We start from the raw sequence: 26,038 nt of genomic DNA on the forward strand, positions 1-26,038 counted from the left end.
TTCACTTCCAAATCGATGCCGGCCTGTTTAATACACCAGCTATTTTTTCTGCAGCTACTGTTAGCTGCTCTTTTGTTGTTCCGAGACCCAAACTAAATCGTACAGAAGATCTGAGCTGGGGTGCCTCTTCTCCAAACATTGCCACTAGGACATGCGAAGGATCTACAGCCCCTGCTGTACATGCAGAGCCGCTTGATGCATCGATGCCCGCTAGGTCTAATTGGATGAGGAATGTCTCAATGTCCGTGTCTGGGAAAAATAGATTGCAGATGTGGGGAAGCTGTTCAGCATCCTTCACATTAAGGGAATAGTTTACATCAAGACGCGTCAATTCATCAAGAAAATGCTTCTTTAAAGAAAGAAGGGCCAGATGCGACTTAGAAAGCGTTGCTTCTTTTAAAAGGGCGGCTGTTGCAAAACCGACGGCTAATGGAATCGCTTCTGTCCCTGCACGACGTTTTCGTTCTTGTTGACCACCATGTGAAAGTGGGCGTAATTTCGTTCCAGTTCGCTGATAAAGAAATCCTATTCCTTTAGGTCCGTTGATTTTGTGTGCACTTGTACTAAGCAAGTCTACCTGAAGGTTTGTGACATCGATTTCAACGGTTCCATATGCTTGTACAGCGTCTGTATGAAAGACCGCTTGATGGTCTTGAACGAGTTTAGTAAGTTCATCGAGAGGTTGAAGTGTTCCTACTTCATTATTCCCGTACATGATTGTGACTAAAATCGTGTCGTCACGGAGTGCTGCTTGGAGAGAGGTTGGATGCACTCGCCCTTGATTATCGACAGGCAAATACGTCACTTCAAAACCTTCTTTTTCAAGTTGCTGACAAGCATGAAGAACAGCATGATGCTCCACAGAAGTTGTGATGATATGCTGTCCGAGATGTTTGTTGGCATACGCTGTTCCAAAAATAGCAAGATTGTCCGCTTCCGTACCACCACTTGTTAAGATGATCTCGTTCGGGTGCGCTTGAATAGTTGCAGCCAATTGGTCACGGGCCATATCGAGCTGTTTTCGCGCACGTCTTCCCGTCTCATGGATACTGGATGCATTGCCGAAACACTCTGTATAACTACTCGTCAGTGCTGCAATGACCTCTGGATGCACGGGGGATGTTGCAGCATGATCTAAATAAATACGTGTCATTATAAATCTCTCCTAAATATAAAACATATATGCGTCCGAAGTGAAAGGATCATCTGAGTGATCAGCCAAGTCGCGAATTGTCGTGGTATCTAATACATTCTTAACTGCATCACGAATACGAATCCATAGTTCACGTTGTGCAGGTGCTTCGTCTTCAATTCCTTCTACAGGTTGAATCGGTCCTTCAAGTACGCGAATCACGTCTCCCGCTGTAATTTCTTCGGAAGGTTTTGCTAATTTATAGCCTCCGTAGGCTCCTCGCACACTCTTTACAAGTCCTGAATTGCGAAGTGGTGAAACGATTTGCTCTAAGTAGGCTTCTGATAAATCATTGTCTGCTGCAATCTGACGCAGAGAAAGTGGTTTTTCGCCTTCATTTTTGGCTAATTCAATCATGATTGTGAGACCATAGCGGCCCTTAGTCGAGATTTTCATCTCTTTACACCGTCCGTTCATAAGTTAACTTTTCCGCTACAAGTATAGCATAATCTGCAATGGTTTTTCGATGAAATGAGCTGTACGTTCTGGTACACTAAAAAGTACAGATGTTCGATAAAGGAGGGACGATTATGCCATCAGGTGAACCACTTGCCTTTCGAATGCGTCCGAAAAAAATTGAAGAGATTGTCGGACAACAAGAAATCATTGGCCCGTCTACCGGCCTCTATCAAATGATTCGCAATGGGCATGTGCCGTCCATGCTTCTTTATGGTGAACCCGGAATCGGGAAGACGTCTCTTGCCTATGCAATCGCAGGTTCGTCCGATTTACCATTCATTGCACTAAATGCTACGACTTCCGGTAAAAAAGATATTGAAGATGTCGTGAAAGAATCCCGACTTACCGGAAAAGTCTTACTATTTCTAGACGAAATCCACCGGTTCAATAAACTGCAACAAGATACCCTGCTTCCCCACGTGGAAAACGGGTCGATTGTTTTGATTGGTGCCACAACAGAAAATCCGTATCATGATGTCAATCCAGCAATCCGATCACGTTGTGGTGAAATCAAACAATTGAAACGAATCGAAAGCAGCGATATGGAAGTACTTTTAAACCGAGCACTTGAAGATTCGGAGCGAGGGTTAGGTAAATTATCAATAGCCATTACACCCGAACAAGTGACGCAAATTGCAGAAGGTTCAAACGGGGATGCTCGCAAAGCTTTGACATTACTAGAATCGATTGTCGAAGCATCGGATGAAGAAGATGGAAAAATCGTGGTGGAAGATGCCCTCGTCTCTCAACTTGTGTCGCGCATTGGCGTGTTTGGAGATAAAAAAGGCAGTCATTTTTATAATTTATTGTCCGCTCTTCAAAAATCCATCCGCGGAAGTGACACGGATGCAGCGCTCTATTACACGGCCCACTTACTTGAAAGTGGTGACCTGGTGGCGTTCTCTCGACGACTACTCGTCATTGCTTATGAAGATATCGGCCTTGCCAATCCTGCTGTGGGTCCACAAGTTTTAGCAGCGATTCAGTCAGCTGAGCGATTGGGATTACCAGAAGCGCGTATACCACTCGCGAACGCGGTTGTTTTATTATGTTTATCGGAGAAGTCAAATTCCGCTTACAAGGCGCTTGATGCCGCGATAGCTGCTATTCACGCAGGAAAAACTGGCGACATTCCGATGCATTTGCGTGATGCGCATTACGGTGGTGCTGCGACTCTTGGCCATGTCGGGTATCAGTATCCACATGATACGAAAGTCGGCTCGTTTGGTGGTTGGGTAGATCAAACGTATTTGCCAGAGAAATTGGTCGGCACACAGTATTACGAGCCAATCGATGCCGGCGAAGAGAAACGTCTGGCATCTATTTACCGCAAGTTGGAGAGTTTTAAGAAGAAATAGATTAGAAATTAGCAGCATACACGATTTAGTGTGCGCTGTTTTTTGATTTTCTTGGGTCGAGCGACCGTTCATCGGCTGAAAGTGGAATTTGTTCTACCGAAACCGGAATTTATTCTACCGGATTTAAATTTGTTCTACCGAAGTCGTATTATGGAAACTAAATCACTGGAATCTTAAAAGGTGACAGGCACCAAATGGAAGTAGCTCCCAAATAGTGACAGGTACCAAATGGTAAATGAATCAAAAAAGCCTGCCCACAAATTTGCGGACAGACTCTATGCGTTAGTTTTTCTTCGACTTAACATCCATCACTGTATTGATTTCCACAGGTTCTAAAATATCTCGAATGACCCAGCTCGCTGCAATCAGACCTGCTGCAGACGGAACAAAGGCATTCGAACTTGGTGGCATCTTCGCCTTGCGGATTTCTGCTTCCGGCTTCCCAACGGTCTTTACAACATCTTCCCGAACTACAATCGGACTTTCATCTGAGAAGATTACCGGAATTCCTTTGCGAATTCCTTCTTTTCGAAGTTTCAAACGAATCACTTTCGCAATCGGATCCGTATGCGTTTTCGAGATATCTGCAATACGGAATCGTGTTGGGTCCATTTTATTCGCAGCACCCATACTTGAAATAATTTTAATGTCTCGCTTCAAACACTCTTTCATTAGATGCACTTTGTAGATAATGGTATCTGACGCATCTATAACATAGTCGATACCTAAGTCGAAAAATTGCTCATACGTCTCTTCTGTATAGAACATATGCATATCAATCACTTCACAATCCTGATTGATATCCGCAATACGGTCTTTCATAATTGCTGACTTGCTCTTTCCGACTGTTGAAAGATACGCGACCAACTGGCGATTGATATTTGTAATATCGACGTTGTCTTTGTCGACAAGAACGATTCGGCCAACTCCACTTCGTGCACAGGCTTCTGCTGCAAATGAGCCAACTCCACCGATCCCTAAAATGGCAACGGTTGTATTTTTTAAGAGGTCTAATCCTTCTGTGCCGATCGCTAATTCATTTCTAGAAAATTGATGTAACATTATGAATTCACTCCAAAGTTTAGTTGATTAGTCGGAATTAATCCGATAAAAAACCCCTCAGTCGAAACTGAAGGGAGAATAGACATAGTAAGACGAATCCCAAGCGTGCCGTCTCTGTAAAGCTATCGTTTTGAACCCGCACTCAGCAGGTGGGTGTCCTCTTCAGTACGCCGAGGCGTCCACCGGAATGGCATGCTCTTAATACTGAAAGTCGGACTCCCGACGATAAAATGTTCGGTCAAAATCGATTAACAAGTCACGTACACATCAGGATTCGTATTACAGTTATAGTAGCACATGTTTTTTTGATGTGCAACTATCACAAAGTCCTATTTACTGATTATTCTGTGAAAGGACCGAGATATGCAGATCATTTAATTGCGCCGTATCTACCGGACTCGGTGCATCTGTAAGTACACAGCTCGCACTCGCTGTTTTCGGGAAAGCAATTGTATCACGAAGATTCGTACGTCCTGCAAGTAACATGACAAGACGATCTAGTCCAAAAGCAACTCCTCCATGAGGTGGTGTTCCATATTCGAACGCCTCTAACAAGAAACCAAATTGTTCTTTCGCTTCCTCATCACTGAATCCTAGTGTTCGGAACATCTTCTCTTGCATTTCACGCTCATAGATTCGCAATGAACCCCCACCAAGCTCAAATCCGTTCAAAACAAGATCATACGCCTGTGCACGAACCGAAGCTGGGTCAGTTTCTAATTTGTCAGCATCCTCATCAAAAGGACGCGTGAATGGATGGTGGGCTGCAAAATAACGACCAAGCTCTGCATCGTATTCAAACAACGGCCAGTTCACGACCCATAAGAATGCAAATTGGGATTCATCAATCAACTTACGCTCTTTTCCAAATTTCATTCGAAGTGCTCCAAGTGCGTCCGCTACAACTGACTTTTGGTCTGCAACAAACAGTAGTAAGTCCCCTGCTTCTGCTTCCATTGCAGCAATCAACTCTTCCCCTTTTTGTTCTGGGAAGAACTTAGCAATTGGACCTTTCACGCCGTCTGCTTCTACTTTTAACCATGCAAGACCTTTTGCCCCGTAACGACCCGCGAATTCCCCAAGTGCATCGATGTCTTTACGAGAATAATCAGCTGCCGCACCTTTGACCGCGAGTCCACGAACTTGACCTCCATTTGCAATGGCATTTTTGAATACACCAAAGTCAGAGTCTTTTGCAAGTGCTTCAAGATCTTTAATTTCAAGAGCAAAACGAACGTCCGGTTTATCTGAACCAAAACGGTCCATCGCTTCTTGATAATCCATACGTGGGAATGGTGTTTGCAAGTCAATCCCCTTCACATCTTTCATCACTTGTTTCATTAAGCGCTCGTTCAACTCGATAATTTCGTCCATTGACATAAAGCTCATTTCCATATCAATCTGTGTAAATTCCGGCTGACGATCCGCACGTAAGTCTTCGTCGCGGAAACAACGCGCAATTTGGAAATACCGCTCAAAACCAGACACCATCAACATTTGTTTGAATAGTTGTGGAGATTGTGGAAGAGCATAAAACTCCCCATCGTGTACGCGACTAGGCACTAAGTAGTCACGCGCTCCTTCAGGTGTTGATTTTGTAAGGATTGGTGTTTCCACTTCTAAGAAATCTTCGTCTGCCAAAAAGTTACGCACTGTTTTTGTGATGTCTGAACGCATTTTGAATGTGTCATACATGACAGGGCGGCGAAGATCTAAGTAGCGATGTTTCAAGCGCAAGTCTTCGTTTACGTCTGTTTGGTTTTCGATTGCAAAAGGAGGTGTCTTCGCTTCGTTAATCACTTCAAGCTCTGATACTTGAACTTCGATTTCTCCTGTTTTCATTGCTTTGTTGATTTGTTTTTCATCACGAGCGACAACTGTCCCTTTCACAGAGATTAAAAATTCACTGCGTAGTTTTTCAGCTTTTGTGATTGCTTCTTGAGAGAAGTCTGGGTTAAATACCACTTGTACGATTCCTGTACGGTCACGAAGGTCTACGAAAATGAGTCCACCTAAATCACGACGTTTTTGTACCCATCCAATCAATTCCACCTGTTGACCGATGGCTTGTTTTTCTACTTTTCCACATTCATGTGTGCGTTTCATCGTGATTCCTCCTTGTGTTTCTGTAAGTACGTAACGGCTTCAGGTATAGCGACGAGTTGTTGTTCCCCAGTTGCCATGTGTTTGATTTGAACAGTTTGAGATGCGAGCTCATCTTCACCTAAAATGAAGACATACGCTGCTTTTTTACGATCTGCTGATTTCATCTGCGCTTTTAGTTTGCGATCCGCGTAATCCATTTCTGCGCTTATGCCTGCATCCCGCAGTTGTTTAACTAATCGCATCGCTTCCATTTTCGGAGTATCACCAAGCGCAATAATGTACGCATCACTTGCTGACGTGTCTTCAAGCTCTACTTTTTCGGCTTCGAGTGCCAGTAACAAGCGTTCGATACTCATCGCAAACCCGATTCCTGGAGAGGAAGGCCCGCCTAACTCTTCAACTAGTCCGTTGTAGCGGCCACCACCAGCTAGAGTTGTGATTGCACCAAACCCACTTGCTGTCGACATAATTTCGAATGCTGTGTGGTTGTAGTAATCTAAGCCACGAACAAGATTCGGATCGAGTTCATACGGAATTTCCAGTGCATCTAAGTAGGCTTTTACACGGTCGAAATATGCTGCAGATTCCTCGTTCAAGTAATCGGTCAGCTTTGGAGCTGTCGCCATCAACTCGTGATCCCGGTCCCTTTTACAATCTAAAATGCGAAGTGGATTTTTTTCTAGACGTTGTTGACAGTCTCCGCAGAATTCATTAATGCGAGGGGCAAAGTGCGCAACAAGCGCCTCTTTGTGTGCATTGCGACTGGCCGCATCACCAAGTGAATTCAATACTAGTTTCAAGTCTTTAAGTCCCGCTTTTTTATAAACATCCATCGCAAGTGCAATGACTTCTGCATCGACAGCTGGGTCTGCACTGCCGATTGCTTCGATGCCAAACTGGACGAATTGACGATAGCGCCCTGCTTGTTGACGTTCGTATCGGAACATCGGTCCCATGTAGTAAAGCTTGACCGGTTGATCAGGCTGCCCGAACAATTTATGTTCAACATACGCACGTACTGTTGACGCTGTTCCTTCAGGACGAAGTGTCAGAGACCGATTCCCGCGGTCTTCAAACGTGTACATTTCTTTTTGCACGATATCTGTAGTATCACCTACACCTCGTGTGAATAATTCCGTGTGTTCAAAAATGGGTGTACGAATTTCTTTGTATTGGTAGACGTTGCATGTGTCGCGAATAATGGTCTCAACAGTTTGCCATTTGTAGGATTGCTCCGGCAAAATATCTTGTGTGCCTCTAGGTACTTTGATCATATTTAGGTCCTCCTTAGTAGTAGATGTGCAGAACGCCGTTTTAGGAAAGTTGAGTTCCGCTGTACGGGCCTGCTTTCCATGGGCGCGCCGTGAGCCTCCCTCGTCGCAGGTTCCTGCGGGGTCTCACGTTCCGACTTTGTTCCCACTGGAGTCAGCCCCTCCACTCCAATGAAAACCCTCAGTTATAAATTCTTACCTGGGAAGTTTTTTGAAGTTGGACTAGTTTAAGCCCTCGAGTTGCTAGTTTGTGCCCTCGAGGAGCTGATTTGTGCCCTCAACTTGCTGGTTTGTGCCCTGAAAATCTCATTTTGTGCCCTGAGTCCTATTATGGAAACTATTTCAGGCAAAATCGACTGCAAACAAAACAGAAAGTGGTACGAAAAACAAAAAAGCCCCCGCCCCCCACGCATCATGCGTAAGGGACGAGAGCTATAAGCTTCCGCGGTTCCACCCTGATTGATCTACGAATAGATCCTCTTCATCACCTGGGTAACGGCCAGTTCCGTCTTCACCTACACCTTTTCAGGTTCGACAAAGCGCCTCACGAGTGTTGTTCACATGCACCGTCTGTAGAAAAGATTTCAGCCATGTCTTTTCCTCTCTTGTCAGCTCGTTGTACCTGCTACTTTCTCGGTCATAAGCAATGTGTTCTTAATACTATACTTTATCTTAATGACGTATTTCCGGAAAGTCAATCTTTAATTTGAAATTGAACTAGATATTTGTTCTAGAACTAGGTACTATATAGAGAAGGAGGTCGATTTATGCAGAATTTTCGTACATATAGCATATATGCACTACTTTTTATCTTACTTATTGCTCCTCTTTCTGCTGCAGCACAAACAGTTGTCGTCAATACCGACTCACTAAAAGTCCGCTCAGGTCCTGGACTCACGTATGATGTGATAGGCGCTGTAAAATCAGCTGATGAGTTGCAAGTTATCGCTACTGAAAATGATTGGTATCAAATTGATTACAATGGGCAACAAGGATGGGTGGCTAGCTGGTTGACAACTGGTTCAACCGAAGCCGCAGTGAATCAATCAGCTGTCGTTCAAGTGAAAACATTAAACGTGCGAGCAGACGCTTCGACAAGCTCCGTGAAACTTGGACAGCTTGCTGAAGGGACGTCCATTGCGATTAACTCTGTGAAAGGCGACTGGCTTGAAATTACATACAATGGTTCTGCCGGCTGGATTCACAAAGACTATGTGCAACTAGTCGAATCTAAAACAACTGCTGCAGCTCCTCAGAACAATGGATTTGTTGTGCAGGTTGACGCGCTGAATGTGCGTACGAAACCTTCACTTGATTCAAAGAAAAAAGCAACCGTGTATCGCAATGAATCTTTCTCTGTTCTTTCTGTTGAAGGAACGTGGGTCGAAATCGAACTCGCAAATGGGGAAAGCGGATTTGTTTATAGTTTTTACGGAAGTTTTCAACAACAAGCACCACAACCATCAAATGTAACGGAAGAACCATCCGCTTCAACTGTAACTATTTTATACAATGGAACGAATCTTCGTTCAGGGCCTTCCACTGCGAATGATGTAACAGCTCGACTCGATGCAGGACAAAAACTTCAAGTGGTCAAATCTGTCAACGACTGGTATGAGGTACAAGTTGAAGGTCAGACCATGTTTGTTGCGAACTGGGTTGTCACAACCGGCGAAGTCGAAGCTGTTGAAGAAATAGAAGAAAAAGAAGTGGTTGACCGTAAACCTGGTACATTGAATGGATTGACGATTGTTTTGGATCCCGGCCATGGTGGAAATGATCGTGGGACAACAGGTTATTATGGAACGGACGAAAAAGGATTGACGTTGCCGACTGCTGAACTGTTAGCAGCAAAACTTGAAGCCGCGGGTGCGGAAGTCGTGTTCACTCGAGAGTCAGATGTATATGTCGGGTTACGCAAACGAGTTTCGGTTAGTCATCAACACGGCGCAGACGCCTTTGTCAGTATTCATTACGATTCAGTGACAGATTCATCTGTTCATGGCTTCACGACCTATTATCAACATGGCTTCCAAAAACCGCTTGCGGATCACATTCACGGTGCTTTGCAAAAGCGCTTGTCGTTGCGTGATCGTGGTGTACGAGAAGGCAATTATTTGGTGCTTCGTGAAAACCAACAGCACGCAGTTTTACTTGAACTTGGGTATTTAAGTAATGCGACGGAAGAACGTCAAATTACAACGGCCCAGTTCAGAGAAACGGCAGCGCACGCTATTTATGAGGGGCTCATCTCGTTTTTTGATAGTGAGTTATAAAATTTAAAAACGTCAAGCTCCACTCAACTTCAGTATTTCATAAAGAACGCCACTCGTAATCTTGCGAGTGGCGTTTTCATATGGAGATTCGGCAATTGTGTCGGGAGATTCGAGGTCTATTTTCGGTTGTTCGGCAATTGTGTCGGGAGATTCGAGGTCTATTTTCACTGTTTCACCACTTCCTGTTATTATGGAAACTATTTCGCTTGCGGAATGCCTCCCCTATACACTTTAAAACATACAAAAGGGAGTTTCTCCGTTACGAGAGAACTCCCTTTTCATAATTATTTCTCTAGAATCAAGGTAACAGGTCCATCATTGATGAGCGACACATCCATCATCGCGCCAAAGACCCCAGTCTGAACATCAAAACCATGTGAACGCAATTGATCATTAAAATAGAGCCATAGTGGTTCAGCGACTTCTGGTCGCGCTGCTTCAATAAATGACGGACGTCTACCCTTTTGAGAGTCACCGTACAATGTGAATTGAGACACGGACAAAATTTGACCTGCCACTTCATCAAGCGATCGGTTCATCTTCCCCTCTTCATCTTCGAAAAGACGCAAGCCCGCAATTTTCGCTGCGAGCCAGTCTGCTTGTTGTTTTGTATCTTCGTGCGTGATGCCCACTAAAAGAGTATAGCCGTGCGTGATTTCCCCTACGACTTCTCCATCAACGGTCACCGACGCAGCTTTAGAGCGTTGCAATACAATGCGCATAAGACACCTCTTAGTTGATAATTCGTTGCACCGAGTAGACGTTCGGCAATTGCTTAATACGGTCTACAACACGGTGAAGATGTGTGATATTTGTAATTTTGATGGTTAAGTTAATTGTTGCAATGTCTTTTTCAGACTTGCCCGTAACCGCAGCGATCGTCGTTTTCGAATCCGTAACCGCCATTAACACTTCGTTCAAGAGGCCTGTCCGGTCGAATGCAGCGACTTCAATATCAACCGCATATTCTTTCTTGATATGTGTGTCTTGCTCCCATTCCACATCAATTAAGCGCTGTGAGCTATCGGAACCTTGTACGTTCGGACAGTCGGCACGGTGAACAGAGACTCCACGACCTTTTGTGATAAAGCCAACAATATCGTCTCCTGGGACAGGACTACAACAACGCGACAAACGAATCATTAAGTTGTCGACGCCTTTGACAACGACACCCGATTCTGTCGATTTTTTGACAGGAGGTGACGCCATCGTTTTGTTAATCTTTTCAAGCGTCTCTTCGTTTTCGCGCTCTTTCCGCATTTTTTCTGCTAAGCGGTTGACGACCTGTTGTGCCGTGATTCCGCCAAAACCTACAGCTGAATAAAGATCTTCTTCGTTAGAAAATGCATATTTTTCACAGACGCGTTTTAAATTTTCAGCAGTGAGCACATCTTTTTGTTCAAAGTCTTGCGCACGAATCTCTTTTTCAATCGCTTCTCGGCCTTTTTCGATGTTTTCATCACGTTGTTGTTTTTTGAAGAATTGCTTAATTTTATTTTTCGCCTGCGAAGACTGTGCAATTTTTAACCAGTCACGGCTCGGTCCAAAGGATTGTTTGGAGGTCAACACTTCGATAATGTCACCCGTTTTTAATTTCGTATCGAGTGGTACCATCTTTCCGTTCAGCTTCGCACCAATGGTCTTGTTTCCGACCTCGGAGTGTACGCGATAGGCAAAGTCGATTGGTACTGAGCCTGCAGGGAGTTCGATCACGTCCCCTTTTGGCGTAAATACGTAGACCATATCCGAGAACAAGTCGAATTTAAGGGACTCCATGAATTCCTCGGCATTCGACGATTCATTCTGGAATTCTAAAATTTCGCGGAACCATGACAATTTTTGATCGACAGATTCACGAGATGTTTCGACTTTTCGGCCCTCTTTGTACGCCCAGTGTGCCGCTACCCCGTATTCCGCAATATTGTGCATGTCTTTTGTGCGTATTTGCACTTCAAGTGGGTCTCCATTTGGACCGATAACTGTTGTATGGATCGATTGATACAAATTTTGTTTAGGCATGGCGATATAATCTTTGAATCGGCCTGGCATCGGCTTCCACAGCGTATGAATGATTCCGAGTACTGCATAACAATCTTTAATACTGTCGACTATGATGCGCATAGCAAGCAAATCATAAATCTCGTTGAATTGCTTCTGCTGAATGACCATCTTGCGGTAGATACTGTATATATGTTTTGGACGACCTGAAATATCCGCGTGGATGCCGACTTCGTCAAGTTGATCATTAATGTCATTCATCACATTGTTTAAATACGCTTCTCGCTCCGTACGCTTCTTCTTCATGAAGTTCACGATTCGATAGTATTGTTGCGGGTTTAAATAGCGAAGAGATGTATCTTCTAGTTCCCATTTCACAGTCGAGATCCCGAGACGGTGTGCAAGTGGTGCGAAGATTTCAAGTGTCTCATTTGCAATGCGGCGTTGTTTTTCTTCCGGCAAATGCTTGAGCGTGCGCATATTGTGCAGACGGTCTGCTAGTTTGATCAAGATAATACGGATATCCTGGGCCATGGCAATGAACATTTTGCGGTGATTCTCTGCTTGTTGTTCTTCTTTCGACATGTACTTAATTTTACCGAGCTTTGTTACACCTTCAACCAGCATCGCCACTTCTTCACTGAATTCCTTGACGATATCTTCGCGCGTGTATTCTGTATCTTCGATGACATCGTGAAGAAACCCAGCAGCTACGGTCTCTGGATCCATTTGCAAATCGGCTAATATGCCGGCCACTTGTATGGGATGAATGATGTATGGTTCACCGGAGTTTCGGAATTGGTTTCGGTGGGCATGTTCCGCCAGTTTGTAGGCTCTTTTGACGAATTCTACATTGTTGTCATTCATATAGTTTGCTGTGATGTTAAAGACTTCTTCGGCTGTTCGTATTTGTTCTTTTGCCATACCCACTCACCTGTTTCTTTAGTTTTCGACCTGAAGTTATAATCTCTATTGTAGTAAACTAATAGGGTTTATGTAAAGACGAAAAAAGCGCGTAATCTAAAACAAGATTACGCGCTATTGAAATCGAGTTGCAAACGCCAGAAACACGCTCCGGAATTTCTAGAGTGGCGTTTTCCACATCTAAAATTAATAGCTGATTAAAGTACGAATGTCGATACCTTTTAACTTGTCGCGACCTTCAAGATATGTCAATTCGATCATGAATGCAGCACCGACTACTTCTCCACCTAGTTGTTGGATCAAGTTGACAGTTGCTTCAACTGTACCACCTGTTGCCAATAAATCATCAACGATTAATACTTTTTGGCCTTTTTTAATAGCATCTTTATGCATCGTCAATGTATCTTTGCCGTATTCTAAACCGTAATCTGCAGAGATGACTTCGCGTGGAAGTTTTCCTGGTTTACGAACTGGAGCAAAACCGACTTCTAGTGCATACGCCACTGGGCAACCGATGATGAACCCACGAGCTTCTGGTCCAACAATAACTTCTGCGCCAACTTCTCTTGCGTATTTCACGATTTCATCTACTGCATATTTATAAGCAGGACCATTATCCATGATTGTTGTAATATCTTTAAAGCGAATGCCTTCTTTTGGCCAATTTTCTACGATTGTTACATATTGTTTCAAATCCACTGATTGTTCCTCCTCAGGACCGGTGTTGGCGCTTTGCGTCAAACCATTGTTTCAATTCGCGGTACGGTGCATAAAGCAAGACTTGTTCAAGCTCGATTCGCTGCTGTTGTTGCTGATAGCTCGGAGCTTCAGTCAACGCACGACGCTCACTTTCTTTATTCACCACCAAATGTCCATTGTCTATTCTAACAAAATCTAATTCAAAAAACACCTTTGACATAAAATTAATTGTTTGTTCGCTCCACCCTTTATGTCGGGCGAGTTGCGCGCCTTGTTCTTTTAATGCGAACTTTTCTTTCGACATCAAGAATCCGTAATACCATTTGAACTGATCTCTACTAGGTAAGCCATCAAAAAATGCTTCTGATGGTGTGAAGAAATGCGCGAATATACGACTCCACTCTGATTTCGTCACGATTTCGTCCAGCTGCTGTTCATGAGCTGGCATATCGAGTAACACAACGGAACTGTGTTTCGGTTCTAGCTCTGAAGATTTGACAATTCGCTCAGGTAATTGATCTTGATAGGCAGCGATTGTCTCTTCATGGAACGCCACATAATGGGCATCTCCTTGTGGTACTTGATTTAACCATCGATATAATTGGCGAATACCGCGCACATCGAACAGTTGCCAGTCAGACGACATCGCATCTTCCAACATCAATTGCGGCTTTTTGCGACCATTCCATTCATTGATTTGAAGGTCTCCGGCAATCGTCAAGCTTGTCATCGGTGCCAGTTGATCAACGAGTTCTCCTTGATAAAATCCGATGACATCAAGTGTGTGACCGTCTTTTGTTACTTCCAGTTTAGCATGATTGCTCGATGCGCCGATTTTTCGGAAGCTCTTCACTTCTACTCCCTTTACCGCATAGACCGGTTTGGCAAAGCCCATACCATAGGGCCCTAGTTTTGCTGCACTTTCAATAGATTGCACATTAATTTCTGACAGTTCTACAGGAATGTCGACCGTCAGACGTGGAATGAAATGGTCTTGTGTTAACACTTCATCCCCCTGGGCTTGCATACGTGCGACAAATTCATCCAGGTCATCAAGCGACATCGTCATCCCTGCTGCCATTGGGTGACCCCCAAAATGCGGCACGATATCACGATTTTTGGCAATCTCTTGATAGAGATGGAATCCTTCGATACTGCGTGCAGAACCTTTTGCAATCCTTTTTTCTAAATCGATGCCAAGAACAATGGCCGGACGTGTGTATTTTTCAACAAGACGAGAAGCCACAATTCCTAAAATTCCTGGATTCCAATCTTCCTGAGCAACGACCAGCACACTTGGAAGAGGGCCAGTTTCGACTTGAGCAACGGCTTCATCCGTGATTGACTTGACGATGGATTGACGCTCTTTATTTTTGTCTTGTAAGAATTTCGCATAAAGAGCTGCTTCTTCTTTACTATCAGAGCGGAAAAGATGAACCCCAGGGTCTGCACTTCCTAAGCGGCCTACCGCATTAATTCGAGGGCCGAATGCAAAACCGACAGTCTCTTCGTTGATGTCTGAAAGCTCTACTCCAGAAACAGAGGCAAGCGCTCGAATCGCTTCTGTAGGCTTTGTATGCATCAGCTCGAGCCCGCGTTTTACAAAGTACCGATTCTCTCCCTGCAAGGGCACCAAATCAGCAATCGTACCAATGGCGACAAGATACAAATACTCTTCTGGAATACGACCTAAAAGTGCTTGCGCCAGTTTAAACGAAACACCAACACCTGCTAAATCAGAGAACGGATAGTTTTCTTCGAGATGCGGGTGAATAATGAAATCTGCATTTGGAATGACTTCTCCTGCTTCGTGGTGATCAGTCAAAATCACGTCCATACCTAACTCTTTGGCGATTGCGATTTGGGACACACCAGAAATACCATTATCTACAGTGATGAGTAACGAAACGCCTTCTTCATGTGCGAGTCGAAACAGCCGCTCACTTGGGCCATACCCGTCTTCAAAACGATTTGGAATTTTAAACGAGACAGTGGCACCGAGGGAAGTTAAGGTTTCCATCAAAACGGTGACACTCGTAATTCCGTCTGCATCGTAATCGCCGTACACCAAGATTTTTTCATTGCGTTCGAGTGCCGTGTGAATTCGCTCTACTGCACCTTGCATATCTGAAAATAAGAATGGGTCATGAACAGAAGACGCATCCATTTCTAAAAATTCTTTTGCAGCCAGTTCTGTATCGATCCCTCTGGCTAGTAATAACTTTGCTACAAGAACATCTACTTGCAGTGTTTTTGCAAATTCCTCTGCTTGTTCTTGAGATATAGTTTGTACGGACCATTTTTTCTTAGATTGAATCATTTTCTCACTTCCTCACAGACTTCCATTATACAAAAAAACCTGCCCTCTTGGACAGGTTCCTGAATTAAAGTGTTGGTTTATTCATCGATTCTTCATGATTTAGTTCTGCCGAGCGTGTTGATGTCTCACGTTCCCGATAAACTGACAATTCATTTTGCGTTGCGTGCAGTTCAGCATCTCGTTTTGATTTTTCAGCTTCGAGTGCCTTCACTTTGCGACTTAACGTAAACGTTCGAACAATCGCGAACATACCGCTAACAAGGGCTCCTAATAAAGCCGATCCCAAAATCACCAAAATAAGTGGCCATTGTGCTTCACCGAATAAATAATTGACTGGAACTGCATCCACGTTGACTACGGCAAAGATGGCGATAACGATTGCCAAAATAAGTCCGAGTAAAATAGCCCATTGCGTTTTCACAGCATCATCTCCCTATGTAGTTCCCTCAAAAAAACTCGAGGTATAGATTCACTATACCCCGATTGTTTAAAACTTGAAACTATTAGACAACTGGCTCATCTGAACCCCATTGTTTCTTTTCAGCCGCTACATCAATCGTTCCTTTTTTGAACAATTGTTTGCGCTTCAGATCAAACCAAAGCTGCGCTGCGATGAAGATGGATGAGTATGTTCCGGCAATCAACCCAATCAATAATGCGATTGAGAAGTTTTGAATAGATGGAGCACCGAAGAAAATCAGTGACACGACAACAAATACGACTGTCAAAACAGTAATTACAGAACGCACAAGTGTTTGACGAAGTGATTTATTGACGATGTCTGCAAGTTCTTGTTCGGTTTGAATCGCACCTGCGCGATGCAAGTTTTCTCGAATCCGGTCAAAAGTGACGATTGTATCATTGATGGAATACCCGACAATGGTTAGGACGGCCGCAATGAATGTAATATCCACTTCTAGTCGCAGTATACTAAAGATGGCAATCATGAAGAATGCATCATGGAGTAAAGCGACAATTGCCGAGACCCCAAATCGCCATTCAAAGCGGAATGCCACATAGATGATGATTCCGATAGCAGCAATCGCAAGGGCGTACACTGCGTTACGCGCAAGCTCTTGGCCGACAGTTGGAGAAACGGTGCTGACCGATGGCTCTACTCCGAATTCATCGATAAAGCTAGATTTTAATTCTGCAATCTCTTGCTGCGTGAAATCTTCCACATAACGAAGAACCGCTATATTGCTAGTATCTCCTGAAATTACGATATCATCTGTTTCATAGCCTGCTGCTTCAATTGTCGCGCGGACTTCATCCGAAGTAAGAGGTCCATCTGTCATCACCTCCACACGTGTACCCGAAGAGAAATCAATCCCTAGATTCAATTGGAAAATCGATAACATCGCAATACCAGCTGCGAGTAAGAATACAGACAAAATGTAGAATGGTTTACGTTTACCAACGAAATCAATTTTATCAAATGGAGTGGATAAATCTAATGTCTCCATATTCTCTTCCGGAGTATGCACTCGTTTTGTGCTAACACCGAATAAGAATGGTTTGTTGTCAAACATCCCACTGTTCACTAATAGGCCTAGTAATAGGCGAGATCCCCATACAGCGGTGATAAAGCTCGCTAAGATCGAGATGATAAGCGTCGTGGCAAATCCTTTAACAGAGCTTGTTCCAAAGTAGAACAATACTGCCGCTGCAAGTAAAGAAGTTACGTTTGCATCCAAGATAGCACTAAACGATTGTTTTGCACCTAGTTTGAATGCTTCTTTAATGCTGCGACCGACACGCAATTCTTCTTTGATACGCTCATATGTTATGATATTCGCATCGACGGCCATACCTACCCCTAAAACGATTGCGGCAATACCAGGAAGCGTCAGTACGCCATTGATCAGTTCGAATACGAGCAAGATCAAATAGATAAAGACAGATAGCGTGATGACTGCCACAAGGCCTGGCAAGCGGTAATACACTAACATAAACAACAGTACGACTGAAATCCCGATGATTCCAGCTAAAATTGTCATCTCTAGCGCTTGTTCACCGAACTGAGCGCCTACTGAAGTTGAGAAGATTTCCGTTAATTTTACAGGTAATGCCCCAGCATTCAAAACTCCTGCTAGATTACGTGTCTCATCTGTAGTGAAAACACCTGTGATTTCAACATTGGTAGAACTGATGCGTTGAGAGACTTGAGGTGCAGAAACAAATTTAGGATCTGCTTTCATCCTCTCAGCTTCGTAGCTGTCCACACCTTCTTCAAAATCTAACCAGATGACCAAAAGGTTTTGTCCAAATGGACGTGCTGCTAACTCTTCTGTCACTTGTGCAAATTTGTTTGGGTCTTTTAATTGTAACGTGACGATGGGTTGTCCATTTTGGCCAAATGCCGCTTGTGCCCCACCTTCTACTAGATCAGTTCCATCTAACATCAATTCATCATTGACGTCACGGAATGTCAGATTGGCTTCTGTTGCGAGCAACTCACGAGCGGCCGCTTGGTCTTCGACTCCTGGGAGCTGAACGCGGATTCGATTTTGTTGTTCGACTTGGATGACGGGTTCACTAACACCAAGTACGTTGATACGGTTATTGAGTGCTTCTGCAGTATCTGCAACCGTCTCTTCACTTAATGTCGTCGATTCTCCATCTAGCGGCTCAAGTTCGTAGAGAACTTCGAAACCACCTTGTAGATCTAGGCCAAGATTAATATCTTTCAGGATGCCACTTGCAGTACTGCTGATGGTTCCTGCAAAGATGACGAGGAGTAGCAAAAACGCTACTATTCTTCCTCTGGATTTCATTTTCATTCTCCCTTCTTTTCCCCTAAGCGAGGGGAATCACAGACGCCGGTCTGAAACCGAAAAAACACAACATGATTATTATGAATCACGTTGTGTAGTGTGTCAAATGCCCTTGGTCCTTGATTAGCGCGGATTGAGCAATTTTTCTAAATCTTCTTTTTTTAATTCAGAGAACCAGTTTTCACTTTTAAATTGTTGAATCTGTGAGACTGACATATAGGTAGAAGGTGAAATCGCATAAATATCCGAAATGATTTGATGCAATGGCAGTTCGTCGAGCCGTTTTTTCTTCCAAAATTTTAATTTCGCAAAGTCCCAAAGGTCTTCTTTGGTGATTGTCGTAAAGTGATACAGTTCAAATTCACTCACTTTACTGTCGAGCACCATCTCTACTTTGTTGAACAATGCTTGCTCCCCTTTGTCCATATGGTTTCCTCCTGTGCATAATTTGTCTGTCCGCTCATAGTTTGTGGTAGTAGGTAAAATCGTATCTATTTATGAAGGATGTGTCAAATGTCTTTTCGAAAAGGGTGATCTTGTCGTAGGGGGTTTGCCCAACAAAAAAACCTTACGAACAAAATTGTCGTAAGGTCTGCTTGTTATTCAACTACGCGGCCGATTGCCACTTTCTCGAACTGAAGACGTGTACCGTCTGCCACTGTAACAAATACAGTTGTATCGTCAAGCGCATCGATCGTACCATGTAAACCACCAACCGTGATTACTTGGTCACCACGCTTTAAGTTGTTTTGCATCGTCGCTGTTGCTTTTTGACGTTTCTGTGCTGGTCGGATGATGAAGAACCACATCACAGCAAACATCGCGATAATTGGTAATAAGCCTATCAATGTTTCCATCTCTAAAATTCCCCCTTTCACTCAATCTATCTAATTATACTCGAATTAAAAGTTTTTTGCATTCGGTTTGTTGTACCCGTATTCTTCAAAGAACTCTTCTTTGAAGTCGAGCAAACGGTCTTCACGAATCGCTTGACGCACGTCTTTCATAAGGTTCATCAAGAAATGTAGATTGTGTGTCGATGCCAAACGCAGACCAAATGTTTCATCCGCTTTGAACAAATGGCGTAAATATGCGCGTGAATAGTTTTTGCACGTATAACAATCGCACGTCTCATCAACCGGTCCAAAGTCACGTGCAAATTTTGCACCTTTGATTACTAGACGGCCTTTTTTCGTAAACATCGTGCCATTACGGGCAATACGCGTCGGAAGAACACAATCAAACATATCGACACCACGAATCGCTCCGTCAATCAATGAGTCTGGTGATCCAACACCCATTAAATAACGCGGCTTGTTGTCAGGCATTAAAGGCGTTGTGAACTCAAGAACGCGGTTCATGACGTCTTTAGGTTCTCCAACAGACAAACCACCAATTGCATACCCTGGGAAATCGAGTGAAATAATATCTTGCGCTGATTGACGACGAAGATCTTCATACTCGCCACCTTGAATGATGCCGAACAATCCTTGGTTGTCTGTATTTGTGTGGGCGGTCATACAACGTTCTGCCCAACGAGACGTGCGCTCAACTGACGCTTTCATGTACTCGTGAGAAGCTGGGTACGGCGGGCACTCATCAAACGCCATCATGATGTCAGAACCAAGTGCATTTTGTACTTCCATTGACTTTTCAGGGCTCAAGAATAACTTGTCACCGTTTAAATGATTGCGGAAGTGAACACCTTCCTCTTCAATCTTTCGCATGTCACTCAGACTGAATACTTGGAAGCCACCCGAGTCTGTTAAAATCGCACGGTCCCAGTTCATGAACTTGTGCAAGCCGCCCGCTTCACGAATGATATCGTGTCCAGGACGTAACCATAAGTGGTACGTGTTGCTCAGAATGATTCCTGCATCCATTCCTTTGATTTCTTCTGGAGACATCGTCTTGACCGTCGCTTGCGTTCCAACCGGCATAAATGTCGGTGTTTCAAACGACCCATGTGGCGTGTGGACGATACCTAGTCGTGCACCTGTCTGTTTATCTTTTTTTAGTAGTTCGTAGCGTATCGCTGTCATCTAAAATCCTTTCCTTTGATCAGCATCGCATCTCCAAAACTGAAGAAACGGTAGCGCTGGTCAATCGCTTCTTGATAAGCGTTTAATATAAATTCACGGCTCGTCAGTGCACTGACAAGCATCACGAGTGTCGATTTCGGCAAGTGGAAGTTTGTGATCATCGCATCGATCACTTGAAACTTGAACCCTGGGAAAATAAAGATAGACGTCCAATCACTGTCTTCTTTTAACTCCCCATCAAACTTCTTCGCAACAGATTCGAGTGTACGCGTCGATGTCGTTCCGACGGCTACAATGCGTCCGCCTACTGCTTTTGTTTCATTGATCAAGTCTGCGGTTTGCTTTGGAAGACGGTAAAATTCCGCATGCATCTCATGGTTTTCAATCGAGTCCACACTGACCGGTCGGAAAGTTCCCAGACCTACGTGCAATGTTACGTAGCCAATTTTTACACCTTTGTCTGCCGCAGCTTGTAGTAGCTCTGTCGTAAAATGAAGACCAGCAGTCGGTGCTGCAGCTGACCCTTGCTCTTTCGCGTACACCGTCTGATACCGGTCACGGTCTTCTAATTTCTCATGGATATACGGAGGTAATGGCATTTCCCCAAGCTGATCGAGCACCTGAAAAAAGACCCCCTCATACGCCATCTTAAACAGGCGTCCGCCGTGGTCTTTAATTCCTGTACACGTGGCTGTTAGTAAGCCATCTCCAAAAGAAATCACCGTACCAATCTTCACGCGTTTTGCAGGCTTCACAAGAGTTTCCCACTCATCGTCTTCGAGTTGTGTTAAGAGGAGGACTTCAACAGAAGCACCCGTCTCTTCTTTTACGCCCATCAAACGAGCAGGCATTACCTTCGTATCGTTTAAAATCAAGCAATCTCCTTGACGTAGTTCATCAAGTACCGATGCAAATGTAGTGTGCTGCACGGCATTGTTCGGATAGTCAGCAATCAGTAACTTGCTACTTGTCCGGTCTGCTAGAGGGGTCTGTGCGATGAGTTCCTCTGGCAGATGGAAATCAAAATCTTCAACTCTCATAATCAACGTCCTCTTCTATCATTCTGGTAACGGCAACCCAAGGTGCTCGTAGGCAAGATGTGTTAAAACTCGACCTCGAGGCGTTCGTTGGATAAAACCGATTTGTAGTAAGTATGGTTCGTACACTTCTTCTATAGTAGCAGATTCTTCGCCAGCACTCGCGGCTAACGTATCAAGCCCAACTGGACCTCCTCGGAAGCGCTCTGCCATAGCACGTACAAGCTTATGATCGATGTGGTCAAGACCACGTCGGTCGACTTGCAACAATTCTAAGGCTTCATTCGCGAGACTCTCCGTAATTCTTCCGTCCCCGCGCACTTGTGCATAATCACGTACACGTTTAAGTAAACGGTTTGCGATACGTGGTGTCCCGCGAGAACGTCGGGCAATTTCACTCGCTGCACGTGGGTCGATCTCTGCCTGGAATAAACGACTGCTCCTCAGAACGATTTCAGTGAGTGCTGCTTCATCGTAATACTCAAGACGAGACAACACACCAAAACGATCGCGGAGTGGCGCGGATAAGGACCCTGCACGTGTTGTAGCTCCAACTAATGTAAAGGGAGGCAGATCCAGACGAATCGATTTTGCAGTTGGTCCTTTTCCTACGACAATATCTAAACAGAAGTCTTCCATCGCAGGATATAAGACTTCTTCGATTGCTCGGTTCAAACGGTGAATCTCATCGATAAACAAAACATCACCGGGTTCTAAAGCACTCACGATGGCCGCTAAGTCACCAGGACGCTCAATAGCAGGTCCACTGGTCATTCTTATTTGCACGCCCATCTCATTCGCAATAACAGCTGCGAGCGTTGTTTTCCCAAGGCCTGGAGGTCCATAAAGCAATACGTGATCTAGACTCTCTTCTCGAAGTTTTGCTGCTTGGATGAAGATGCTCAAGTTTTCTTTGATTTGATTTTGGCCAATATACGAGCTTAATGTATCCGGGCGCAAAGTCTCTTCAAACGGTTCATCAAATTGTGTCGCATCACTTGTAATCACTCGATCTGTCACAGCTCATCCCTCCTAACTGCCAAACAGTAACTGCAGTGCTTTTTTCATAATCGTATCGGTTGTTTCGCCTTCAAGCTCTTCAAGAAGTGGTGTAATTTTCTTCAACTCTCGCTCAGAATAGCCAAGAGCAGTGAGGGCTTGCAAAGCCTCATCAAGTGACTGATTGCCAGTCCCTTCCTCTTCTTCAACTTCAAATAAGCCGCCAACAATTTCTTCATCGGCAAGGTCATGAAGTTTCCCTTTCAAGTCCAAGATAATTTGGCGTGCCGTCTTTTTGCCGACTCCCGGAAACTTGACTAAAAACGCATCGTCTTCTCGTTCGATCGCACCGATGACTTGGTCTGGCTGCCCACTTGCTAAAATGGCAAGCGCCCCTTTAGGTCCGATCCCTGTTACTTGGATCAACTTTCGAAACAATTCCCGCTCGGAAAGTGTTTTGAAGCCAATCAATTGCTGGATATCTTCGCGCACTTGCAAATAGGTATAAACAAGTTCTGCTGATCCCACTTGAAAACGGAACGGATTCGGTGTGAGAATCTGAAACCCAAGACCGTCACGATCAACGACGATGTATTCTGGTGTAATCCGTGCAACTTCGCCTTTTATGTAGTCGTACATGGCGCATCCTCTTTTCTTACTCAACAAAGAAGGCCGCTAAAGAGTAGCGGCCATCACGAGCATTTTCATGTTACTTATCATACCATAGTTTCCGGTGATTTTCTATCGCTTTCCCCGTAAATGCCAACAAACGTTCTTGTTTTTTCACATGGGGTTTAGTTAAGTAGGCAAGCCATTCGCGGAACAATTCGTTCGGATACCGCAAGATCGAAGGTTGCTCTTCAATAATACGCAAAAAATCCGGATTTTCAGCGACCAGTAGTTGCAGGTCGTAATCGGCAAACGGAAGAAAACGCTGCATCAATAAAATCCATTCATCATCGGGGTCTGTATAACTTGCAAGATCGAAGTCGATCAACTTTATACCTTTCTCCAGCTTTTACCGTGTGTATTGTAAAGAGAGATGTGGGAAGATAGACTTTCATGCCAACCGTGATTCGATTCGGATCCGGAATCTGAGGATTTTCAGCAATCAACTGATCTAGTGTGATGCCATACATACGCGCGATTTTCCACATCGTGCCCCCTTTTTGTACGGTATGTGTTTGCACAAATTGCCTCCTTTTTTCATTTCTTTACATCGTATGCAACGAAATTGAAATTGTGACATGAAAAAAAAGGATGGCCGTGGTAAACTATGAGCAAATAGCTGGATGCGGGGGAATTTACATGCGGAAAAAGGGAGAACAAAGAAGAGAATGGATTTTACAAAAGCTTGAGGAGCATGGAATCGCAGTTAAAGGTGCTGCACTCGCGGAAGAAGCAAACGTCAGTCGGCAAGTCATTGTAAATGACATCAATCTTCTAAAAGTAGCAGGCCACCCAATTTTAGCGACCAGTCAAGGGTACATCCTCTTTAGTGAATCACCTGGTGAGGGAAAGGTACGCGAACGCGTCGTGTGTTTCCACTTACCCGAAAATACAATGGATGAGTTACAAACCATTGTTGATTGTGGTGTCACAGTGGATGATGTGACCATCGAGCATCCGGTTTACGGGGAAATCTCTGCACAGGTTCAGGTATCAAACCGGAACGAGATCACGACCTTTATGACGCAGATCAAAGAAAACAATGCCACTCTGCTGTTAGAGATGACGGATGGGACGCACTTGCACTGGTTGTCTGCAGACAGCCAGGAGAAAATCGATGCAGCTAAGGATGCCTTACGAATAAAAGGGTATCTGATTGAGAATTAAAGTGTTGCAGACCAGCTTTCGGGCTGGTTTTTGTTTTGAGGTGAAATTAGTTTCCATAATATTATTATTTGTTTAGATGTGAAGAACGCCACTCTAGAAACTCCGAGGAAAGCAGACGTGCCCGTGAAGGCGGTCTTCAGCCTTTGCGGGTGCGGCTGATTCCGGAGTGTGTTTCTGGCGTTCGGAACTCGATTTCATTAAGATGTGGAGCCGACCAATCCGGTGCCTGTCACCAAATGGAAGTCACTCCCAAATAGTGACAGGCACCAATTGAAAAACCCAGCACATGGCTGGGTTGAGAAAAGCTTATTCACTTTCTGTCTCGTACGTATAATAGGATCCGAGTGTTTTGACCGTGCAGCCAAGGAACGTCAATTCTTCCGCTGCCCCCTTCATCATGATATGGTCCTCTTCTTCAAGAATATCGACAATGAAAAAGTAATGGCCGAGACCTGTCTTCAGCGGACGCGATTCGATTTTACTCAAGTTCAATCGGCGCCATGCAAAGACGGACAACACTTGATGCAAAATTCCAGGACGGTCGTCTTGCGGGAGCTTTAGCATCCATGTTGTTTTGATCTGCTCTTTTTTTGTTGGTCGTTCCAACCGATCGTTCTTAGAGCCAAGCACCAAAAAGCGCGTGTGATTGAAATGAAAATCGTGGATGTCACGTTCGACGATTACGAGCCCGTATTCATGCGCAGCTGTCTCATTGGCAATCGCAGCAATTGCGAGTTCAGGATGTTCTGCGCAAAGCTTCGCTGCTGCTGCTGTGGACGAGTACTGTTCAGTTGGCACATTCGATAACCGATACGACAAATACTTGTGGCACTGTGCTAGCGCATGAGGATGCGAATAAATCGTCTCAACGCGGTCCCAGTGCTTCACGTGATCCGGGTGCACCATCAGATGCTGGGCAATAGGCGCTAAAATTTCTGCTTGTATGTAGACGTCCGCTTCATGGAACAAATAATCAATCGTAAGCGGCACTGTTCCCTCTAGTGCATTTTCAACAGGAACGACAGCAAGATTAGCTTTTTGCTGAGACACTGCCTCAATGCATTCAGGAATCGTGCGCATCGGAACGAGTGAATCTGCTGGATAAATGGATTTCGCTGCAAGATGCGTAAACGATGCTTCCGGTCCAAGATAAGCAATTCCTGTCATTAGAATGCCCCCGAACTAATGACGTCCGCTGCTTCCACGAAATCAAGTCGCTTCATTTCAGCGAGAAACTCATTGATGTCTTTGCTCATGGCTGTCACGTCGAGGGATAGTGTTACACTCGCGCGACCCTGGATCGGAATCGTTTGGTGAATCGTCAATACGTTACACTGGCTATCTGCGACTAGTTGCAAAAGACGTGCCAGCGTCCCTTCACGGTCTTCTAATTGCAAGAATACCGTAAGGATGCGTTCTTGGACGATCGAATGGAATGGAAAGACGGCATCTCGGTATTTGTAGAATGCACTTCTCGACAAATCCACTTCTTTCACCGCGTCCCAGATTGAATTCACTTTTCCTGTTTGCAGAAGGGCCTTCGCTTCTAACGTTTTCTGCATCGCTTCTGTCAATACATCTTCGCGCACTAAATAAAAATGCTGATTGGTTACATCCTTCACATTGACTCCGCCTTTCTTTTCACTCTATATGTAGGGAAAGCACCCGAATTGGGTGCTTTC

Annotated in this window: 24 protein-coding genes, 1 other RNA gene and 1 other annotated feature; of the genes, 3 read left to right on the plus strand and 22 right to left on the minus strand. The window is 44.4% G+C overall.

Annotation, left to right across the window (positions count from 1 at the left end; translation table 11 throughout):
• Position 1: 1 nt before the first annotated feature.
• Both JOD03_RS07560 and cymR read right to left on the minus strand, forming a co-directional pair.
• On the minus strand, positions 2-1,153 hold the full coding sequence (locus JOD03_RS07560) for a cysteine desulfurase family protein (RefSeq protein ID WP_204590244.1): 1,152 nt from the start codon (positions 1,151-1,153) through the stop codon (positions 2-4).
• 12 nt (positions 1,154-1,165) lie between these two features.
• Positions 1,166-1,588 (minus strand): cysteine metabolism transcriptional regulator CymR, encoded by a 423-nt coding sequence (gene cymR / locus JOD03_RS07565; RefSeq protein WP_204590245.1) that lies wholly within the window; start codon positions 1,586-1,588, stop codon positions 1,166-1,168.
• Positions 1,589-1,722: 134 nt separating this feature from the next.
• Here cymR and JOD03_RS07570 point away from each other — a divergent pair, with 134 nt between their 5' ends.
• Entirely contained in the window at positions 1,723-3,009 is a 1,287-nt protein-coding gene (locus tag JOD03_RS07570) for a replication-associated recombination protein A (RefSeq protein ID WP_204590246.1), read from the plus strand.
• Between the two features lie 282 nt (positions 3,010-3,291).
• Here JOD03_RS07570 and JOD03_RS07575 read toward each other — a convergent pair whose 3' ends face one another.
• The 4 genes from JOD03_RS07575 to hisS form a co-directional block, all read right to left on the minus strand.
• Positions 3,292-4,071, minus strand: coding sequence for a tRNA threonylcarbamoyladenosine dehydratase (locus JOD03_RS07575; protein ID WP_204590247.1), 780 nt, complete (start codon positions 4,069-4,071; stop codon positions 3,292-3,294).
• A 92-nt stretch (positions 4,072-4,163) separates the two neighbouring features.
• Positions 4,164-4,348: non-coding RNA, 6S RNA (ssrS, locus tag JOD03_RS07580), on the minus strand.
• Between the two features lie 56 nt (positions 4,349-4,404).
• A complete protein-coding gene (aspS, locus tag JOD03_RS07585; RefSeq protein ID WP_204590248.1) occupies positions 4,405-6,177 on the minus strand; it encodes an aspartate--tRNA ligase in 1,773 nt (590 codons plus the stop codon).
• Positions 6,174-7,451 carry a histidine--tRNA ligase gene (gene hisS / locus JOD03_RS07590; RefSeq protein ID WP_204590249.1) on the minus strand — a complete coding sequence of 426 codons (1,278 nt, stop codon included), beginning with the start codon at positions 7,449-7,451 and terminating at the stop codon, positions 6,174-6,176. The genes aspS and hisS overlap by 4 nt, the downstream gene beginning before the upstream one ends.
• Before the next feature lie 415 nt (positions 7,452-7,866).
• Positions 7,867-8,098 (minus strand) — a binding site (T-box leader).
• Positions 8,099-8,215: 117 nt separating this feature from the next.
• Between hisS and JOD03_RS07595 the strand changes: the two genes are divergently transcribed.
• The gene (locus JOD03_RS07595; RefSeq protein WP_204590250.1) at positions 8,216-9,724 is read left to right on the plus strand and encodes an N-acetylmuramoyl-L-alanine amidase family protein; all 1,509 of its coding nucleotides are present in this window, start codon (positions 8,216-8,218) and stop codon (positions 9,722-9,724) included.
• A gap of 284 nt (positions 9,725-10,008) precedes the next feature.
• Here the strand turns inward: JOD03_RS07595 and dtd are convergent, their stop codons facing one another.
• The 14 genes from dtd to JOD03_RS07665 all read right to left on the minus strand — a co-directional run bounded on the left by dtd (position 10,009) and on the right by JOD03_RS07665 (position 23,710).
• Positions 10,009-10,446 (minus strand): D-aminoacyl-tRNA deacylase, encoded by a 438-nt coding sequence (dtd, locus tag JOD03_RS07600; protein WP_204590251.1) that lies wholly within the window; start codon positions 10,444-10,446, stop codon positions 10,009-10,011.
• 10 nt (positions 10,447-10,456) lie between these two features.
• Positions 10,457-12,646, minus strand: coding sequence for a RelA/SpoT family protein (locus JOD03_RS07605; RefSeq protein WP_204590252.1), 2,190 nt, complete (start codon positions 12,644-12,646; stop codon positions 10,457-10,459).
• Positions 12,647-12,832: 186 nt separating this feature from the next.
• Entirely contained in the window at positions 12,833-13,345 is a 513-nt protein-coding gene (locus JOD03_RS07610; RefSeq protein WP_204590253.1) for an adenine phosphoribosyltransferase, read from the minus strand.
• Positions 13,346-13,358: 13 nt separating this feature from the next.
• Positions 13,359-15,665 carry a single-stranded-DNA-specific exonuclease RecJ gene (gene recJ / locus JOD03_RS07615; RefSeq protein WP_204590254.1) on the minus strand — a complete coding sequence of 769 codons (2,307 nt, stop codon included), beginning with the start codon at positions 15,663-15,665 and terminating at the stop codon, positions 13,359-13,361.
• A gap of 64 nt (positions 15,666-15,729) precedes the next feature.
• Positions 15,730-16,086: a lipopolysaccharide assembly protein LapA domain-containing protein gene (locus JOD03_RS07620; RefSeq protein WP_204590255.1), complete on the minus strand. Its 357-nt coding sequence runs from the start codon at positions 16,084-16,086 to the stop codon at positions 15,730-15,732.
• Positions 16,087-16,168: 82 nt separating this feature from the next.
• Positions 16,169-18,442, minus strand: a complete 2,274-nt coding sequence (gene secDF, locus JOD03_RS07625) for a protein translocase subunit SecDF (RefSeq protein WP_204590256.1) — start codon at positions 18,440-18,442, stop codon at positions 16,169-16,171.
• Positions 18,443-18,565: 123 nt separating this feature from the next.
• Positions 18,566-18,868 carry a post-transcriptional regulator gene (locus JOD03_RS07630; protein ID WP_204590257.1) on the minus strand — a complete coding sequence of 101 codons (303 nt, stop codon included), beginning with the start codon at positions 18,866-18,868 and terminating at the stop codon, positions 18,566-18,568.
• A gap of 173 nt (positions 18,869-19,041) precedes the next feature.
• Positions 19,042-19,299, minus strand: coding sequence for a preprotein translocase subunit YajC (yajC, locus tag JOD03_RS07635; RefSeq protein ID WP_204590258.1), 258 nt, complete (start codon positions 19,297-19,299; stop codon positions 19,042-19,044).
• Positions 19,300-19,344: 45 nt separating this feature from the next.
• Positions 19,345-20,484, minus strand: a complete 1,140-nt coding sequence (tgt, locus tag JOD03_RS07640; protein ID WP_204590259.1) for a tRNA guanosine(34) transglycosylase Tgt — start codon at positions 20,482-20,484, stop codon at positions 19,345-19,347.
• Positions 20,481-21,524 carry a tRNA preQ1(34) S-adenosylmethionine ribosyltransferase-isomerase QueA gene (gene queA, locus JOD03_RS07645; protein ID WP_204590260.1) on the minus strand — a complete coding sequence of 348 codons (1,044 nt, stop codon included), beginning with the start codon at positions 21,522-21,524 and terminating at the stop codon, positions 20,481-20,483. Before queA ends, tgt begins: the two co-directional genes overlap by 4 nt.
• An 18-nt stretch (positions 21,525-21,542) precedes the next feature.
• Positions 21,543-22,541, minus strand: coding sequence for a Holliday junction branch migration DNA helicase RuvB (ruvB, locus tag JOD03_RS07650; RefSeq protein WP_204590261.1), 999 nt, complete (start codon positions 22,539-22,541; stop codon positions 21,543-21,545).
• Between the two features lie 12 nt (positions 22,542-22,553).
• On the minus strand, positions 22,554-23,159 hold the full coding sequence (ruvA, locus tag JOD03_RS07655; protein ID WP_204590262.1) for a Holliday junction branch migration protein RuvA: 606 nt from the start codon (positions 23,157-23,159) through the stop codon (positions 22,554-22,556).
• 70 nt (positions 23,160-23,229) lie between these two features.
• Positions 23,230-23,517 (minus strand): hypothetical protein, encoded by a 288-nt coding sequence (locus tag JOD03_RS07660; RefSeq protein WP_204590263.1) that lies wholly within the window; start codon positions 23,515-23,517, stop codon positions 23,230-23,232.
• A complete protein-coding gene (locus tag JOD03_RS07665; protein ID WP_204590264.1) occupies positions 23,477-23,710 on the minus strand; it encodes a LysM peptidoglycan-binding domain-containing protein in 234 nt (77 codons plus the stop codon). Before JOD03_RS07665 ends, JOD03_RS07660 begins: the two co-directional genes overlap by 41 nt.
• A gap of 118 nt (positions 23,711-23,828) precedes the next feature.
• Here JOD03_RS07665 and JOD03_RS07670 point away from each other — a divergent pair, with 118 nt between their 5' ends.
• Entirely contained in the window at positions 23,829-24,356 is a 528-nt protein-coding gene (locus JOD03_RS07670) for a transcription repressor NadR (protein WP_204590265.1), read from the plus strand.
• Between the two features lie 306 nt (positions 24,357-24,662).
• Here the strand turns inward: JOD03_RS07670 and pheA are convergent, their stop codons facing one another.
• A complete protein-coding gene (gene pheA / locus JOD03_RS07675; RefSeq protein ID WP_204590266.1) occupies positions 24,663-25,523 on the minus strand; it encodes a prephenate dehydratase in 861 nt (286 codons plus the stop codon).
• Positions 25,523-25,978, minus strand: coding sequence for an ACT domain-containing protein (locus JOD03_RS07680; RefSeq protein ID WP_204590267.1), 456 nt, complete (start codon positions 25,976-25,978; stop codon positions 25,523-25,525). The genes pheA and JOD03_RS07680 overlap by 1 nt, the downstream gene beginning before the upstream one ends.
• Between the last annotated feature and the right edge of the window lie 60 nt (positions 25,979-26,038).

Origin of the sequence: Chryseomicrobium aureum (genome assembly GCF_016909155.1) — a bacterium.
GTDB classification, from domain to species: domain Bacteria; phylum Bacillota; class Bacilli; order Bacillales_A; family Planococcaceae; genus Chryseomicrobium; species Chryseomicrobium aureum.